The organism is Aeromicrobium sp. Root344 (assembly GCF_001425755.1).
In the GTDB taxonomy this organism is placed as follows: Bacteria; Actinomycetota; Actinomycetes; order Propionibacteriales; family Nocardioidaceae; genus Aeromicrobium.
This window is the reverse complement of record NZ_LMDH01000001.1, coordinates 3,167,052-3,182,608: the sequence shown is the minus strand read 5'-3', so window position 1 is coordinate 3,182,608 and position 15,557 is coordinate 3,167,052. Positions and strand designations below refer to the sequence as shown.

13 protein-coding genes are annotated in these 15,557 nt (G+C 68.4%); 5 read left to right on the top strand and 8 right to left on the bottom strand.

Translation table 11 applies throughout. The features are described from left to right. Positions 1-127: 127 nt before the first annotated feature. The 3 genes from ASC61_RS15700 to ASC61_RS15690 form a co-directional block, all read right to left on the bottom strand. Positions 128-1,591, bottom strand: coding sequence for an RNA polymerase sigma factor (locus ASC61_RS15700; protein ID WP_268750618.1), 1,464 nt, complete (start codon positions 1,589-1,591; stop codon positions 128-130). A 108-nt stretch (positions 1,592-1,699) separates the two neighbouring features. Continuing rightward, entirely contained in the window at positions 1,700-3,178 is a 1,479-nt protein-coding gene (locus ASC61_RS15695) for a glutamate-cysteine ligase family protein (RefSeq protein ID WP_056213451.1), read from the bottom strand. 9 nt (positions 3,179-3,187) lie between these two features. Beyond that, complete coding sequence (locus ASC61_RS15690) at positions 3,188-4,174, bottom strand: DUF4192 domain-containing protein (protein WP_056213449.1); 987 nt, start codon at positions 4,172-4,174, stop codon at positions 3,188-3,190. 124 nt (positions 4,175-4,298) lie between these two features. Here ASC61_RS15690 and ASC61_RS15685 point away from each other — a divergent pair, with 124 nt between their 5' ends. From ASC61_RS15685 to ASC61_RS15675, 3 genes are all read left to right on the top strand, one after another. Further along, positions 4,299-5,603 carry a DNA polymerase IV gene (locus ASC61_RS15685; RefSeq protein ID WP_056213447.1) on the top strand — a complete coding sequence of 435 codons (1,305 nt, stop codon included), beginning with the start codon at positions 4,299-4,301 and terminating at the stop codon, positions 5,601-5,603. Continuing rightward, positions 5,600-7,702 carry a S9 family peptidase gene (locus tag ASC61_RS15680; RefSeq protein WP_056213445.1) on the top strand — a complete coding sequence of 701 codons (2,103 nt, stop codon included), beginning with the start codon at positions 5,600-5,602 and terminating at the stop codon, positions 7,700-7,702. The genes ASC61_RS15685 and ASC61_RS15680 overlap by 4 nt, the downstream gene beginning before the upstream one ends. Positions 7,703-7,855: 153 nt before the next feature. Further along, the gene (locus ASC61_RS15675) at positions 7,856-8,752 is read left to right on the top strand and encodes a sigma-70 family RNA polymerase sigma factor (protein WP_082530711.1); all 897 of its coding nucleotides are present in this window, start codon (positions 7,856-7,858) and stop codon (positions 8,750-8,752) included. Here the strand turns inward: ASC61_RS15675 and coaE are convergent. Then, positions 8,749-9,351, bottom strand: coding sequence for a dephospho-CoA kinase (gene coaE / locus ASC61_RS15670; RefSeq protein ID WP_056213441.1), 603 nt, complete (start codon positions 9,349-9,351; stop codon positions 8,749-8,751). The two genes, ASC61_RS15675 and coaE, sit on opposite strands and share 4 nt — an antisense overlap. Positions 9,352-9,357: 6 nt before the next feature. Next, positions 9,358-10,188, bottom strand: coding sequence for an SH3 domain-containing protein (locus ASC61_RS15665; RefSeq protein WP_162243681.1), 831 nt, complete (start codon positions 10,186-10,188; stop codon positions 9,358-9,360). Between the two features lie 136 nt (positions 10,189-10,324). Here ASC61_RS15665 and ASC61_RS15660 point away from each other — a divergent pair, with 136 nt between their 5' ends. Next, positions 10,325-11,635 (top strand): class I adenylate-forming enzyme family protein, encoded by a 1,311-nt coding sequence (locus ASC61_RS15660; protein ID WP_235503569.1) that lies wholly within the window; start codon positions 10,325-10,327, stop codon positions 11,633-11,635. On the opposite strand, the gene ASC61_RS15655 is transcribed toward ASC61_RS15660, so the two are convergent. Both ASC61_RS15655 and ASC61_RS15650 read right to left on the bottom strand, forming a co-directional pair. Beyond that, positions 11,588-12,631, bottom strand: a complete 1,044-nt coding sequence (locus ASC61_RS15655) for a phosphatase PAP2 family protein (protein ID WP_162243680.1) — start codon at positions 12,629-12,631, stop codon at positions 11,588-11,590. The genes ASC61_RS15660 and ASC61_RS15655 overlap by 48 nt on opposite strands. Positions 12,632-12,677: 46 nt before the next feature. Continuing rightward, complete coding sequence (locus ASC61_RS15650) at positions 12,678-13,655, bottom strand: GlxA family transcriptional regulator (protein ID WP_056213434.1); 978 nt, start codon at positions 13,653-13,655, stop codon at positions 12,678-12,680. 93 nt (positions 13,656-13,748) lie between these two features. On the opposite strand from ASC61_RS15650, the gene ASC61_RS19810 reads away from it, so the two are divergent. Next, positions 13,749-13,886, top strand: coding sequence for a hypothetical protein (locus ASC61_RS19810; protein WP_157439519.1), 138 nt, complete (start codon positions 13,749-13,751; stop codon positions 13,884-13,886). A 63-nt stretch (positions 13,887-13,949) separates the two neighbouring features. Here the strand turns inward: ASC61_RS19810 and rpsA are convergent, their stop codons facing one another. Next, the gene (gene rpsA, locus ASC61_RS15645) at positions 13,950-15,416 is read right to left on the bottom strand and encodes a 30S ribosomal protein S1 (protein ID WP_056213433.1); all 1,467 of its coding nucleotides are present in this window, start codon (positions 15,414-15,416) and stop codon (positions 13,950-13,952) included. Between the last annotated feature and the right edge of the window lie 141 nt (positions 15,417-15,557).

The following is a 15,557-nucleotide window of genomic DNA, read 5'->3' as shown; positions in this document are numbered from 1 at the left end:
GTGGACAGTTGCCTGCGACATCGGTGCGGCCGCGTCTCTCGGCGCACACGACAGGCTACCCCGACACGCATGCCAAAGGCCCGCACCCGGCCGGAACGGCGGTGGTGCGGGCCTTCGACGGTGCGTGTCAGTCCAGGTAGTCGCGCAGGACCTGCGAGCGCGACGGGTGCCGCAGCTTGCTCATGGTCTTGGACTCGATCTGACGGATGCGCTCACGCGTCACGCCGTAGACCTTGCCGATCTCGTCGAGCGTCTTTGGCTGCCCGTCGGTCAGTCCGAAACGCATCGAGACGACGCCGGACTCGCGCTCGGAGAGCGTGTCGAGCACGGCGTGCAGCTGCTCCTGCAGGAGCGTGAACGACACGGCATCGGCCGGGACGATCGCCTCGGAGTCCTCGATCAGGTCACCGAACTCCGAGTCGCCGTCCTCGCCCAGAGGCGTGTGGAGGCTGATCGGCTCACGACCGTACTTCTGGACCTCGACGACCTTCTCGGGCGTCATGTCGAGCTCGATCGCGAGCTCTTCGGGCGTGGGCTCACGACCGAGGTCCTGCAGCATCTGGCGCTGGACGCGGGCGAGCTTGTTGATGACCTCGACCATGTGGACCGGGATGCGGATCGTGCGGGCCTGGTCGGCCATGGCGCGGGTGATCGCCTGACGGATCCACCACGTCGCATAGGTCGAGAACTTGAAGCCCTTGGTGTAGTCGAACTTCTCGACCGCGCGGATCAGGCCGAGGTTGCCCTCCTGGATCAGGTCGAGGAACAGCATGCCGCGACCCGTGTAGCGCTTGGCCAGCGACACGACGAGTCGCAGGTTGGCCTCCAGCAGGTGGTTCTTGGCGCGGCGACCGTCGATCGTGATCCACTCGAGCTCTTCGAGCATCTTGGCCGAGATGCGTCCGCCCTTGGCGAGCTTCTCCTCGGCGAAGAGCCCGGCCTCGATGCGCTTGGCGAGCTCGACCTCCTGGCCGGCCGTCAGCAGCGAGACCTTGCCGATCTGCTTGAGGTAGTCCTTGACCGGGTCGGCAGTGGCGCCGGCGACCATGACCTGCTGGACCGGCTCGTCGCTCTCGTCGGCGGCCGAGATCGTGAAGGAGGACTGCTCGTCCTCCTTGAGGGTCGGGTCCGTCGCGAGGTCCTTCTCGAACTCCTCGTCAGGGATGTCCGGGAGGATCTTCTTGCCCTGCGCGTCGACCATCACGGTGCCGTCCGCGACGGGGGGCACCTCGAGGGCATCGGCCAGGTCGATGCCTGCGGGGATCTTCGACTCCTCGTCCTGAGGCTCGGCACCCTTCTTGGGCGCTGCCTTCTTGGCCGGAGCCTTCTTCGCGGCGGTCTTCTTGGCGGTGGTGCTTGATGCGGTCTTGGTCACTGTCGCTTCTGTCTTGGCCGGGGAACGGGACGGTGTGGTGGCCTTCTTGGCCGGTGTCTTGGCGGTGGCAGCCTTCGTGGCCGCCGTCTTGCGTGGTGCTGTCGTGCTGGGTGCCTTCTTGGCCGGGGCCTTGGGGGCGTCGTCCACAGCCTCTTGCTTGGCCCCGCCGAGAAGCTTCTTGACGGCTCGGATCGGCGATCCTGCTGCGGGATTCACCGGCACGTCAACCTCACAAGCGGTAGATGGGCGCAACAATGAGGCCTGTGGTCAACCTCTGGCTCCAGTGTGCCACGACCAGCCAACCCCTGACATCTCAGGGTCCTCTCAGGCGCGTGTCGGCCAGGTGTGAACCGGGTCACCCTCGTGCATGTGCTCCTCGTAGGCCCGTGTCGTGGCGCGCATCGCGGCCAGCCGATCGGTCGAGGAACCGGCGTGATGGGCGAACTCGTCGATCAGCCAGGTGGCACCGTTGCGGCCCGTGATGCAGCGCTGTTCGATGATGCCGAGGAGCCTGTCGCGGACAGCGGCGTCGACGTTCATCTCCTCGAGCCCGGCATGCGCCAGCGGCAGCAGCTGACGCAGGACGAGCTCGCGGACCGAGACCGTGCCGACCGCCGGCCAGTAGATGTCGGTCTCGATGCCCGCCCGGGCCGCCTGGTGGAAGTTGTCCTCGGCGGCGCGGAACGACAGCTGCGACCAGACCGGGCGGTCGCTCGTGCCGAGGACCTTGACCAGCCCGTAGAACAGCGCGGCGTTGGCCATCGTGTCGACCACCGTGGGGCCCGCCGGCAGCAAGCGGTTCTCGATGCGAAGGTGCGGTCGCCCGTCGGCCACGTCGTAGATCGGCCGGTTCCAGCGATAGATCGTGCCGTTGTGGAGTCGCAGCTCGGGCAGGTTGGGCACCCGCCCGGCCTCGAGCTCGGCCAGCGGGTCCTCGTCGTCGACGATCGGCAGGAGCGCCGGGAAGTAGCGGACGTTCTCCTCGAACAGGTCGAAGACCGACGTGATCCAGCGCTCGCCGAAGAACACCCGGGGACGTACGCCCTGGGTCTTGAGCTCCTCGCTGCGGGTGTCGGTGGCCTGCTCGAACAGCGCGATGCGGGTCTCGTGCCACAGCTGCTGGCCCAGCAGGAACGGGGAGTTGGCACCCACGGCCACCTGCACGGCAGCGATCGCCTGGGCGGCGTTCCACATCGGCGCGAACTCGTCGGGCTCGACCTGCAGGTGCAGCTGTGTGCTGGTGCAGGCCGCCTCGGGGATGATCGTGTCGGCCGTGGTGTCGAGCCGGTCGACCCCGTCGATCACGATCTCGATGTCCTCGCCGCGCGCGTTGAGGATCTGCTCCGAGAGCAGGTGGTAGCGCGGGTTGGCCGAGATGACCTCGCGACTGAAGTGCCCCTCCTGCAGCGTCGGGAGGATGCCGATCATCAAGAGGTGAGCGCCCACCTCTGACGCCTTGGCCTGGGCGACGTTGAGGTCGTCGCGCAGCGTTGCCTGCAGGACGTCGAGGCCCGTGCCCTCGATGCGCGCGGGCGGCACGTTGATCTCGATGTTGAACAGCCCGAGCTCGGTCTGGAAGTCCTCGTCGGCGATCGCCTCGAGCGCCTCCGCGTTCTTGAGCGCCGGGTCGCCCTGGTCGTCGACGAGGTTGAACTCGATCTCGATGCCGACGTGCGTGTGCTCGAACGACAGGTCGTGCTCGCTGAGCATCCGGGCGAACACGTCGAGGCACCGGCGCACCTTGGCGCGGTAGCGCGTGCGGTCCTCGCGGCTGAACTCACGTGCGTCCACGTCCTGTCCCATGCAGACAGCCTAGGGCGACACGGGCTTCGCGGCTTGGAGTGCGAGCCAGTGAGCCGGTGAGACACCCCCCTCGAGCATCTGGAGGATGAGCCGCGCCATGGAGTACGTCTCGTCGGTCTCCAACGCGCGCTCGACCGCGATGAGCGACTGAGCTCCGTCGCCGGTCAGCCACGCCGCGAACGCCGTCAGGCTGAGCACCGCCGCCTCGAACGGCGGGACGACGCTGCGCGACACCAGGGCGAGGAACGCGAGCATGGCGTCAGCGGTCTCCGCGGTGATCTGGTACCAGACCTCGTCACGGACCGCGATGCTGGACATCCAGATCGAGAACCGGACGAGCTCATCGTCGGTGAGTCGCTCCCCCGCCAGCCCGCGGTCGAGAATCGGCTGCACCTGCTGCATGGCGGCCGGGGTCAGGTCGCCGTCGGGCGTACGGGCGATGAGCGCGACCACCTCACGCAGGACCTCGTCGGCGGCGCGCTCCATCCACGCCCGACGTGGGTCCTGCACCGCGGCGAACCGGTCGACCAGGGCCTGACGGTCCGGCAGGATCTGTTGGCCCGCGGCGATGGCCTGCACGACCGCGAGGTGATGGTCGGAGGTCTCGTACGCGATGCCCTCGGTCGGGAACCCAGGCTCGTCCGACCAGTAGCGTTCGCCGTCGGCCCTTGCGGCGACAATCACGGTGATCGGTGGCAGCTGGCGCTCGATCGCGGCGAGCAGGTCGCGGGCGATCTCCTGCTGCTGAGTCACGGCGATGAGGATGGCCCCTTCGGCACCCTGGTTGGCCAGATGGCCGACCACGATCCCGGCCAGGTCCTGGACGGACTCGCGCGCCGGGATGTCGACTCGCATGCGGAAGCCGAAGCGGCGGCGCGGCCCGCGGGTCGCCACGGCGACGAGCGACTCCTGCGGCCAGAAGCCGAAGAGTGTCGGCAGGGTGTTGAGCAGGTCAGGAATGTCGTGGGCCGTGTAGACCGAGGGCGTCTGCGTCATGCCACCACGCTGCTGGAGGAGACGCGCTCGGGTCAGCCGGGGAACGGTCGCCTGTGGATCATCATGCCGTCGACATCGGCATGTGCATGGAGGATGTGTCCGGACCGCGCGAGAGACTGGGCACATGCGGTCCACGGCGTCGATCATGCACCTGGACCTCGATGCCTTCTTCGCATCCGTCGAGCAGCGCGACAAGCCCTCGCTGCGTGGCCGGCCGGTCATCGTCGGCGGCATCGGTCCGCGTGGCGTCGTGGCGACCGCGTCCTATGAAGCACGCGTGCACGGTGTCCGATCAGCCATGCGTACGGCCGAGGCCAGGGCGCGCTGCCCGCACGCGGCGTTCCTGGGCGGCCGGTTCGACGCCTATCGCGAGGCCAGCCGGATCGTGATGGAGCGACTGCGTGAGGAGACCGACGTCATCGAGCCGCTCTCGCTCGACGAGGCGTTCGTCGACCTCGGCGCCGGACCGGCGTTCGAGCCTGACCGCGTCGAGGACATCGTCGCGGCCATCCGTGCCGACATCACGGAGCTCACGGGTGGCCTGACCGCTTCCGTGGGGGTCGCGTCGTCCAAGCTCATGGCCAAGATCGCCAGCGAGATCAACAAGCCCGATGGCGTCTTCGTCGTCGAGCCCGGCACGGAGGCCGACGTGCTCGGCCCCATGCAGGCCACCGTCATCCCCGGTGTCGGCCCGGCGACCGCCGAGCGCCTCCGCCGAGTCGGCATCCTCACCGTCGAGGACCTGCGCTCCCCCAGCGAGGACGAGCTCGTACGCCTGCTCGGTCAGTCGTCCGGCCGCTCACTGCACCGCATGGCACGGGCGGACGACGACCGGCCCGTCATGGCGTCGCGCGAGACCAAGTCCGTCAGCGTCGAGGACACGTTCGAGCAGGACATCTCCGACCGGGTCCAGCTCGAGAACATCATCGAGCGCATGGCCCGATCGGTGTCGGGCCGGCTGCGCAAGAACGGGCTGTCGGGTCGCACCGTGACGCTCAAGATGCGCCACCACGACTTCGAGACGCACACCCGCTCGACGACCTTGTCCAATCCCACCGACAACGCCCGCATCCTCGCCACGACCGCGCGCGGTTTGCTGGCCGGTGAGGACATCAGCAATGGTCTGCGCCTGCTGGGGGTCGGCGTCAGCGGGCTCGCCGACTGGGTGCAGGACGACCTGTTCGCCACCGACGAGGACGACGACGTCGAGGAAGAGGTCGTCGCGGAGACCGAGGCACGCCCCACCCGGTGGTATCCGGGCATGGACGTGCACCACGAGGACCACGGCGACGGCTGGGTGTGGGGCTCAGGGCTGGGCCGGGTCACGGTGCGTTTCGAGACCCGCTGGACGCCGCCTGGACCGGTCCACACGTTCCGGGCCGATGACCCGGCGCTCGGCGCGGGCCACACCGGTACGTTCAACACATGAACGTGCCCCCTCCAGTCGCAGAGCGCCGCCCGATCACCCGCAGTCATCACGGTGACGACTTCGTCGACGACTACGAGTGGATGCGCGACAAGGAGGACCCGGCGACCCTGGCCTACCTCGAGGCAGAGAACGCGCACACCGATGCCGCCACCGCACATCTCGAGCCGCTGCGCCAGCAGATCTTCGACGAGATCAAGGCCCGGACGCTCGAGACCGACCTCTCGGTTCCCGTACGCCGAGGCGCTTGGTGGTACTACGCCCGCACGGTCGAGGGCCAGCAGTACGCGATCCGCTGCCGGTGCCCGATCGACAACGCCGACGACTGGAACCCGCCCGTGCTCGAGGGCGGCGCCGAGGTCCCCGGCGAGGAAGTCCTGCTGGACTCCAACATCGAGGCCGAGGGGCACGAGTTCTTCTCGCTCGGCGCGTTCAGCATCAACGACGACGAGAGCCTCCTTGCCTGGTCGGTCGACACTCAAGGCGACGAGCGCTACACGATCCGCGTCAAGGACCTCCGCACCGGCGAGGTCCTGCCCGACGAGATCCCCGCGACGAGCGGTGGCGCGACCTGGGCCGCAGGCGGCACCCATCTCTTCTACACGACGGTCGACGAGGCCTGGCGCCCTCACCGCGTGTGGCGCCACGAGCTCGGCTCGACCGGCGAGGACGTGCTGGTCCTCGAGGAGCCCGACGAGCGCTACTTCATCGGCGTCGGCCGCACCCAGTCCGAGCGGTTCCTCGTCATCGGGCTGTCGTCCAAGGTCACGAGCGAGGTGCGGGTCCTCGAGGCCGACGACCCCGAGGGTGAGTTCCGCGTCGTGCTCCCCCGCCGCGACGGCGTCGAGTACTCCCTCGAGCATGCCGTCATCGGCGGCGAGGACCACTTCCTCGTGCTGCACAACGACGGAGCGCTCAACTTCGAGCTCGCTACCGTACGCGTCGACGATCCGAGCGAACGCACCGTCATCATCCCGGGCAGCGAGTCGACCCGCCTCGAGGACGTCGACGTGTTCGCCCAGCAGATCGTGGTGTCCTATCGCCGCGACGCGCTGTCCCGCATCGGCATCATGCCCCTGGGGGCTGAGGGTCTCGGCCCGCTCACGGAGATCGACTTCGGCGAGGAGCTGTTCACCAGCGGCGTCGGTGCCAACGCCGAGTGGGACCAGCCGCTGATCCGCGTCGGCGTCGGCTCCTTCATCACCCCGGCGTCGATCTACGACTACGTCGTCGAGACCGGCGAGCTGATCCTCCGCAAGCAGGCTCCCGTGCTCGGCGGTTACGACCCCGAGGACTACGAGCAGCACCGCACGTGGGCCGTCGCCGACGACGGCGTACGCGTGCCGGTCTCGGTCGTCTGCCGCAAGGACACCCCGCGTGACGGCACCGCCCCTGCACTGATCTACGGCTACGGCGCCTACGAGGCCAGCATGGATCCGGGCTTCTCGGTCATGCGGTTGTCCCTGCTCGACCGCGGGTTCGTCTTCGCGATCGCCCACGTGCGCGGCGGCGGCGAGCTCGGCCGGCACTGGTACGACGACGGCAAGATGCTGCACAAGCGCAACACGTTCACCGACTTCGTCGCGAGCGCCCGGCACCTCGTCGCCGAGGGCTGGACCTCCGCGGACCGGCTCATTGCCGAAGGTGGCAGCGCCGGCGGCCTGCTGATGGGAGCCGTGGCCAACCTGGCGCCCGACGCGTTCGCCGGCATCGTCGCGAGCGTCCCGTTCGTCGACGCGCTCACGACGATCCTCGACCCCAGGCTCCCGCTCACGGTCATCGAGTGGGACGAGTGGGGCAACCCCCTCGAGGACCCCGACGTCTATGCCTACATGAAGTCCTACTCACCCTACGAGAACGTCGGCGCACACCCCTACCCCGCGATCCTCGCCGTCACGAGCCTGCACGACACCAGGGTCATGTACGTCGAGCCGGCCAAGTGGGTCGCCCGGCTGCGAGCCACGGCGACCGGCGATGCGCCGATCCTGCTCAAGACCGAGATGCACGCGGGGCACGGCGGCGTCAGCGGCCGCTATGCGTCGTGGAAGGAACGCGCGTGGGAGCTCGCCTGGATCATCGACCGCGCGACTTCCGCCGGTTGAGGTGTGGCCACTAGCACGGGACTCCTAAGAAGCGACTGAGAGCGGAATCCTTGGGGTACCAAAAGCGTTCTGATCAGTACAGACACTGATGGGAGGCGCACGGTGAGCGCACGAAATGGGAACACCAACATCGAGGGCAAGGACAGCGTCGGCATGTACCTTGCCGAGATTGCCCGCACTCCCCTGCTCGACGCCGAGCGCGAGGTCGAGCTGAGCAAGACCGTGGAGGCGGGCCTGCTGGCCCGACACCTCCTCGAGGAGGGCCGCGTGGGCCGTCGCAAGGGCGGCGCGCCGAAGTTCGCGACCGAGGAAGAGCTGCAGTGGCTCGCCGACGAAGGCGACCGGGCCGTCCAGGAGTTCATCCAGGCCAACCTGCGGCTCGTGGTCTCGATCGCCCGCAAGTACGGGCGCTCGGCGATGCCGATGCTCGACCTGGTCCAGGAGGGCAACACCGGCCTGATCCGCGCCGTCGAGAAGTTCGACTACGCCAAGGGCTTCAAGTTCTCGACGTACGCCACCTGGTGGGTACGCCAGGCGATCACCCGTGGCATCGCGCAGCAGGCCCGCGTCGTACGCCTTCCGGTGCACGTGGTCGAGGAGCTCAACCAGGTGACGGCCGCGCGCCGCAACCTGGAACGCCAGCTCGGCTATGACCCGGAGCCGCAGGAGATCGCGCTGGAGCTCGGCATGGACGTGGACCGCGTCATCGACCTGATGTCGTGGGGCCGCGACCACGTCAGCCTCGACTCCCCCGTCGACGAGGACGGTGACACGTCGCTGGGCGACCTGATCGCCCGCGAGACGCAGCCCGGACCCGACTTCGCGGTGCTCGACGACGAGTCGCGGCACCTGATCTCCACACTGGTCGACCACCTCGGTGAGCGTGAGGCCGACATCGTCAGGGCGCGCTACGGCCTGCTCGACGGACGCCAGCAGAAGCTTGCCGACATCGGCAAGCGGCACGGCATCTCCGCCGAGCGCGTACGCCAGCTCGAGCGTGAGGCGCTGGCGACACTGCGGCGCATCGCCGACCCGGACCTCGCCGCCTAGGCGGAGCCCACCCTGGACACGAGCTCGTCCCACGTGCCCCCGACGATGCGGGCGAGCTCGTCCAACGGACCGGTGTTGTCGATCACCAGATCGGCGGCGCCGGTCCTTTGTCGTCTCGACGCCTGCGCTGCGATCCGGGCGCGCGCCTCGCTCTCCGACATGCCACGCGACTCGACGAGCCGGGCGACCTGGACGTCTTCGGGGACGTCGACGACCACGACGACGTCACAGTGCTTCGCCGCGCCCATCTCGACGAGCAGCGGGTTGTCGTGGACCACGATGTCGTCCGGGCCCGCCGCAGCCTCGCGTGCGGCGGCGAGCTGCCAGATCGCCGGATGGGTGATGCCGTTGAGGTCGGCGAGCGCGGCCGGGTCAGCGAACACGATCTCCGCGAGTGCCGGGCGGTCGAGACTGCCATCGGCGGCGATCACGCCGGACCCGAACCGCTGGGCGATCGCCGCCAGACCCGGGCTGCCCGGTTCGACAGCCTCGCGGGCGAGCAGGTCGTAGTCGATGATCACCGCGCCATGGGCGGCCAGGAGCGCACTGACGCTGCTCTTGCCGGAGCCGATTCCGCCGGTGAGCCCGACCCTCAGCACGTACGCCTAGCCTGCAGCGTTGCCGTAGGTCGTGACGTGCACGTGGTCGAGGTGGTTGGCGGTCGCGCCACCACGGTCCGCCATGCTGCGCCAGGCGCCTGACGTGGCGGGGCGCCAGATGTGCTGGTGCCAGATGATGTACTCGATGCCGAGCTCGGCGCGGTGCTCCTGGAGGAACGCCGCGACGTCATAGCCGATGGGGTTGCCGGTGCCGACCATGATGTCGATGGCCTGCCCGGTGGCGTGCTCGCCGCGGCCGGAGACGCCGCCGTAGCGGACGATCGACGGGAACTTGGCGCAGACCGCCCGGTGGACCTTGATCGTGTCGGGCCGGAGGCCGCGCTCCGAGCTGGAACCGGAGGCGCAGGGCGAGGTGCCGAGCGGCATCTCCTTGGCGAGGCTCTTGGCCTCGACCCAGCGGGGCAGGCCCTTGTGGATGATCTGGGCCCACTCGCCCTTGGTCACCCCGGTGATGTCGACCGTCTCGCCGGAGGCGACCTTGGCGAGCACAGGCGACGAGCCCTGTGCCGCCGCGTGGACGTCGACGGCCTGGACGGCGTAACGCGTGCCGGTGACCTTGGCCTCGGCAGCAGCTTCGTTGGTCAGCGGAGCGCGCTCGGCGCTGCGGCTGATGTCGGTGGACTTCTGCGACGAGGACACCGCGAAGAGGTCCTGCTTGGGCTGTGCGACTGCGTCGGCGGGCGCCGTCCCGTCGTGGGAGACCACGAGTGCGCCGGCCGCAGCGAGAGTGAGCAGGCCGGCGGCGGGAAGGACCGCGCGAGATATGTGCAGGCGACGGGGCGCCTTGCGAGCATGCCGGTGGCGAAGATCTGCCACGGATGGACCACCTAGTGCGTAGACGAAAGTCTGACTCAGCGTTCGAGTGAAGCATACTTTGTGCGTCGGTTCACATTGGATGCCCACATCCCCGCTGGCCGGCGTGACTGATGTCTCACGATGTGGAAGGTTTCAGGTGCCCGACGTCCTCACTGCGGCCGACAGCGAATCCGCGCAGCGCAGGGTCGCCGGTGCGCTGAAGGCCCGCGGCATCCGCGAGGGCGACAGAGTGGTGCTCTGCGTTCCGGGCTCGGCGGACTACGTCAGCGCGGTCCTCGGGGCAGCCCGTTCCGGCGTCGTGCCGGTGCCCCTCGATCCCCGGCTGACGGCCTACGAACGCGACGCGATCATCCGCGACGTCGAGCCGACCTTGGTCGTCGACGAGCCGGCAGCCCTCACGGCGTTGCTCGACGGTGACGCGACCGAGCTCGCCGACTCGCCCCGCTGCCGGCCGATGCACTTCACGTCCGGCACGACCGGGCGGCCGAAGGGCGTGTGGTCAGGAGTGTTGTCGGACGAGCACGCTGCTGCCCTCGTGGCGGAGGAGCGCGAGCTCTGGGGCTTCTCGCCGGACGACCTGGACCTCGTGGTGTCGCCGATCTATCACTCGGCACCGCTCCGGTTCGCGATGGGCACGCTGCTGGCCGGAGGCGCCGTCGCGGTCCTGCCCACGTTCGACCCGGAGGCGTTCGCGGACGCCGTGCGCGACCTGCGTCCCACGTCGATGTTCTGCGTGCCGGCGCACCTTCAGCGGTTGTTCGCCTGGCTCGACGAGCACGACGTCCCGCTCGACACGTCGTCGTTCCGTCTCGTCGCCCATGCCGGCGCGCCGTGCCCTGAACCCGTGCGTCGCCGAGCGCACGACGTGTTCGGCACCGACGTGGTCTGGGAGTTCTACGGCTCCACGGAGGGCCAGTTCACGGCGTGCCCGGCGCCGGACTGGATCGCTCATCCCGGCACGGTCGGGCGCGCGCGGCCCGGTCGGGTCGTCACCGCCGACGGCGACGGCCAGCTGTGGTGCGCCGTGCCCGAGTGGGCGCGATTCACGTACTGGAACGCCCCGGACAAGACGCACGCGGTGTGGCAGGAGACCCCGGCCGGGCCGGCCTTCACCGTCGGAGATCTCGGCCGGGTCGAGGACGGCTACGTCTACCTCGACTCCCGGCGCGAGGACCTCATCATCAGCGGCGGCGTCAACGTCTATCCGGCCGAGGTCGAAGCGGCGCTTGCGGACGCCGAGGGCCTGGCCGACCTCGCCGTGTTCGGACGCGAGGACGCCGAGTGGGGCCAACGGGTGTGCGCCGCGTATGTCGGCGACGTCGAGGAAGCGGCGTTGCGAGCGCTGGCGGCCGAACGCCTCACGCCACCCAAACGACCCAAGACGTACGAGAAGGTCGCGTCACTGCCGCGCACTGCGACCGGCAAGGTCCGCCGTGCTGAGCTCTGAGACCTCTGGCTCGACGACCTGATCGGGCGCGGCGAACTTCTCACCCACCCACGCCCCGACGAAGCCGAGCAGCAGCCCGGCGATGACGTCGGAGACGTAGTGCCAGCCGAAGTAGACCGTGGCGGTCATGGTGATGGCGAGGAACGCCCGAAGGCCCCACACGATCGAGCGGTGCAGGCCGGCACGCTGGGCGACCAGGCAGGCCGTCGTGGCGATCGCGACGTGCAAGGACGCGAACGCAGCAATGTTCTGGACCGTGTTGGTGTGCGCCGGGTCGGCGAGGACCTGCAGGCGCTCGGTCCACATCGACTGCTGCAGCGCCGTGGTGGAGGTCTCGGAGAGGCCTGCGAAGTCGCCCGGCCGGTCGTAGATCGGCCCGAGCGTCGGGAGCGCGAAGTTGAGCGCGACGCCGATGACCCAGTCGACCGACACCGCGGTGACCCACCACGAACTGATGCGGTCGCGTCGGGCCCAGACCAGCGCGATGGCCAACGACGCCGGCAGCGCGACGATCCAGACGATGTAGAAGAACGAGAGCACGTGCGCCGCGACGGTCGTGCCGAGCAGGTCGTGCAGCAGCACCGCGGGTGGGTGCCCGCCGAACATCGCCCGGTCGATGCGGGAGAGGTCGCGGTCGTAGAGCTGGTGGTTGGCAAACGGTACGAAGCCCTTGAGGTTGCGCACGGACGCATAGGTCACGTACCACCCGATGAGGCCGATGACCATGAACCGCAGGTTGGCCGCCGGCCACCGCTCACGCCACACCTCGGCGACAGCGGCACGAATCGTGTGCCAGGAGTCGGCGCGGATGACGGCCCGCGGGATGACGTCCAGCACGAGGGCCAGCAGGACGATCAAGGGCAACAGCACGAAGGTCGGACCGACCGAGCCGTCAGGGTCATGGAACTCCAGACCCAGGGACTGCGCCATCACGAGAGCTGCGACGAGAGTCGCCACGGCGAGTGCCGAGCTGAACTCCAAACCGGATCTGCGCACGGTCAGACTGTATCGCCCGCGTCGTAGCAGTGTCGGATTTGGGCGGTCAGACGGCTTCATCCACGCGGTCGGACTCGTCGACGCACGTGAACGTCTTGCGATACTGCTGTGGCGTGGTGCCGCGGGCGATCGAGAAGTGATGCCGCAGGGTCGCGGCGTTGCCGAACCCCACCCGCGAGGCGATCTGCTCGACCGACAGCGACGAGTTCTCGAGCAGCTCCTCGGCGTGAGCCAGTCGCTGGCTCGTGAGCCACTGCAGCGGCGTCGTGCCGGTCTCGTCGCGGAAGCGACGTGCGAACGTACGCGACGACATGTGCGCCTGAGCGGCCAGCTTCTCCACCGAGAGCGGCTCGTCGAGGTGGTCGCTGGCCCAGGCCAGGAGCGGCGCGAGCGTGTCGGCCTCGGTCTGACCCATGGGCGTACGGATGAACTGGGCCTGGCCGCCGTCACGATGGGGCGGCACGACGATGCGGCGGGCCGTCGTCGTGGCGACCTTGGCGCCGTACATCTGCCGCATGAGGTGCAGCGAGGCGTCGATGCCGGCGGCGGAGCCGGCGCCCGTCATGATGTTGCCCTCCTGGACGTAGAGGACGTCGGGCCGGACGATCGCCTTGGGGTACATCCGAGCCATGCGATCGGTGTAGCGCCAATGTGTCGTGCACTCGCGGCCGTCGAGCAGCCCCGCCTCGGCGAGGATGAACGCAGCCGAGCAGTGGGCGTAGACCAGCGCCCCGCGCTCGTACGTCTGACGGGCCGCTTCCAGCACCAGAGGGTCGAAGTCGAGGTACTCATGCTTGGGTGAGAAGCACACGAGATCGGCGTCGGCGATCGCGTCGAGGCCGTGCTCGACGTGCAGGTCGAAGCCCGCGCGTCCGCGCACCCGGCCGGGTCGCGGTGTGCACACACGAAAGTCGAACACCGGGTTGTCGTCCTCGGGGTGATAGGGCTCGGCCCACACCTCGCAGATCGATCCCAGGCCGAAGGGCTCGGCACCGTCCTGCACCACGACTGCCACGGTCTTCATGGGTCGAGCATCCCAGACAGATGGCAGAAAATCAATGCAGAGTGGCGTTCCTGCCACTGGTGGCAGGATCTCCCCCGGACGAGAATTACTGCCATGCTCATCTTCCTGATCACGCTCCTGGTCATCGCCGCCGGGGTCGCACTGACCGTGCTGATCCCGAAAGACGGGTATGGCACCCGTCCCGGTCCTCGCAGCCACGTGGACTCGTTCCCACCCAACAGCTTCGTCTGACCCCTGGAACGCGAAGAACCCCCGGTCCGTGTGGACCGGGGGTTCTTCGCATGCGGCGGAGTGTTACTCGCCGCCCGTGAGCTTCTCGCGGAGCGCCTGAAGCGCCTCGTCCGAGGCCAGCGAGCCCTCCTGCTGCGGAGCGTCGTCACCGGCTGCGGTGTCCGAGGAGTAGTTGGCCGCTTCGGAAGCCTCGATGCCGGCCTTCTCGGCCTCCTCGATCTGCTTCTTGTGGGCTTCCCAGCGCTCGTGCGCCTCGGCGTACTGCTTCTCCCACGTGGCGCGGGCCTCGTCGAAGCCTTCCTGCCACTCGCCGGTCTCGGGATCGAAACCTTCGGGGTAGATGTAGTTGCCATCGGCGTCGTAGGACGACGTCATGCCGTAGAGCGTCGGGTCGAAGTCATCGCTGACCGCGGCCTCGGTCTCGTTGGCCTGCTTGAGCGACAGCGAGATGCGGCGACGCTCGAGGTCGATGTCGATGATCTTGACCATGACGCTGTCGCCGATCTGGACGACCTGCTCGGGGATCTCGACGTGACGCTCGGCGAGCTCGGAGATGTGCACCAGGCCCTCGATGCCCTCCTCGACGCGGACGAACGCACCGAAGGGGACCAGCTTGGTCGCCTTGCCCGGCACGATCTGGCCGATCTGGTGCGTACGGGCGAAGTGCTGCCACGGGTCTTCCTGCGTCGCCTTGAGGGACAGCGAGACGCGCTCACGGTCCATGTCGACGTCGAGCACCTCGACGGTGACCTCGTCGCCGACCTGGACGACCTCGTTCGGGTGGTCGATGTGCTTCCACGACAGCTCGGAGACGTGGACGAGACCGTCGACGCCGCCGAGGTCCACGAACGCACCGAAGTTGACGATCGAGGAGATGACGCCCTTGCGGACCTGCCCCTTCTGGAGCTCGGTGAGGAAGTTCTGGCGCACGGCGGACTGGGTCTGCTCGAGCCAGGCACGGCGCGACAGGACCACGTTGTTGCGGTTCTTGTCGAGCTCGATGATCTTGGCCTCGATCTTCTGACCGATGTAGGGATCGAGGTCGCGCACGCGGCGCATCTCGACCAGCGACGCCGGCAGGAAGCCGCGCAGACCGATGTCCATGATCAGGCCGCCCTTGACGACCTCGATGACGGTGCCCTCGACCACGCCGTCCTCGGCCTTGATCTTCTCGATGTCGCCCCACGCGCGCTCGTACTGCGCACGCTTCTTGGACAGGATGAGGCGGCCTTCCTTGTCCTCCTTCTGGAGGACGAGAGCTTCGACGTTGTCGCCGACGGAGACGACCTCGTTGGGGTCGACGTCGTGCTTGATCGAAAGTTCGCGGGAGGGGATGACGCCCTCGGTCTTGTAGCCGATGTCGAGGAGAACCTCGTCACGGTCCACCTTGACGATGACACCTTCGACGATGTCGCCGTCGTTGAAGTACTTGATGGTGAGGTCAATTGCGGCGAGGAAGTCTTCCTCAGAGCCGATGTCGTTGACGGCGACCTGTGGTGCTACGTGGGGTGTGGCGAGACTGCTTGACATAGAGGAGTTGCTCCGATGGATGGGTGGAATTGTCGGGCACGTCTGACAGCCCTTGGATCGTGATGAGTCGAGAAGAGGCGCCCACCAGGAGTTCGGCGGGCTTCGCCCGACATGGGCACGAGCACGGGCCTGCTCTGTCCG